At 56.1% G+C, this 1,149-nt stretch carries 1 protein-coding gene; it reads right to left on the bottom strand.

Features of this window, described 5'->3' with window-relative positions:
* Positions 1-89: 89 nt before the first annotated feature.
* On the bottom strand, positions 90-1,149 hold a 1,060-nt coding region (locus ABIB38_RS24190), incomplete at its 5' end, for a S8 family peptidase (RefSeq protein WP_429207350.1).

The raw sequence follows: 1,149 nt of genomic DNA, 5'->3' as shown, positions 1-1,149 counted from the left end.
CTGTCGGTAAAACGGGAGGTCTTCATGTAGAGCTTTCTGTATCTTAAGTAGAAAATTCTACTTCTGATCGCGCTCTTTTTGCGGGGGGATTACCGATCGTCTAGCGTGTCGACGTTGAACCGATGTTCATGTTTGAGCGTCGTCTCCCACTTTTGCTCGTCAGTGCGCGCTTCGAGCTCGGTCGTGTACATCTTCGATGACGAGAAAAATGGCATCGTTTTCTTCGACGTCTTCTTCGGACGCAACAGCACCGTCAGCCCGGCACGCGTGTAATTCACAGCGTGTTCAGGATCGGTATGACTGGCAAAGCACAGCGTCGCGCGAAGAGTGACTTTCCCATTCAATGGCAGGGAGGGGAACGGGATGAGCGCGCGCAGATTCTGTCCGGCCTGCAGGGTGCCCTGATAGATTACTCGCACTTCGTTGTCCTCGCACGTCAAGACTTCATCGACACTTTGAGGAAACCGGCCGTGTCCGATGTGGCTCATCAGCATGTGCTTTGGCCGGCTAGCGTGGTGCGACATCAAGGCGCGAACCGCTAAAACGCTCAACGGAGAATTGAGGGAGACCTTCACGCCGATCGCTGTTCTAAGGGTCGCTGGAGAGCTAAAACTGGTGCCTGTCGTGTGAGCGTAGTGACCACTGAGAGCGTTGTAGACGACGAAGGGTTCCTCTTCCGAACCACCGAAGGCTACGCCATCGGGTTTGATCATGCCAGGGCTGCGGCCGGGACCGTGTGAGCTATAGGGCGCGCGCTCCCAGGACAAACCTGTGCCGTCGCAGGCGCCCACCGCCAGGGCATTGACCATATCGGAAGGAGGCTGCACCCGGCTCTCCGGCCATTCCTTTTCGCCATCATTACCGACCGCGATAGCTGCCAGCGTGTTGCCAGAGGCGAGATGACTGTCGATTAGCGCCGTCCATGGATGGACCTCGTCATCATCCATCGGCATATATGGCCCGATGCTGAAGTTCACAAAGTCGTATTGCTCAGTTTTGAGGACATGGTCGATATTCTTGAGCACATCGTAGAGGTCGACATCGGGCACATTATGGCCACCTCGAATAACCCGCTCTCGGCGTGAGCAGAGCCAGGCGAAACGTGAGTCCGCGCTCCAGCATCGCTCAGTAGCGTGATTTTCAAAGCGC

The sequence above is a fragment of the Massilia sp. UYP11 genome (assembly GCF_050434805.1).
Taxonomy (GTDB): Bacteria; Pseudomonadota; Gammaproteobacteria; order Burkholderiales; family Burkholderiaceae_D; genus Telluria.
Note: the sequence above shows the minus strand (reverse complement) of the source record. Positions and strands in the feature narration are given on the sequence as shown.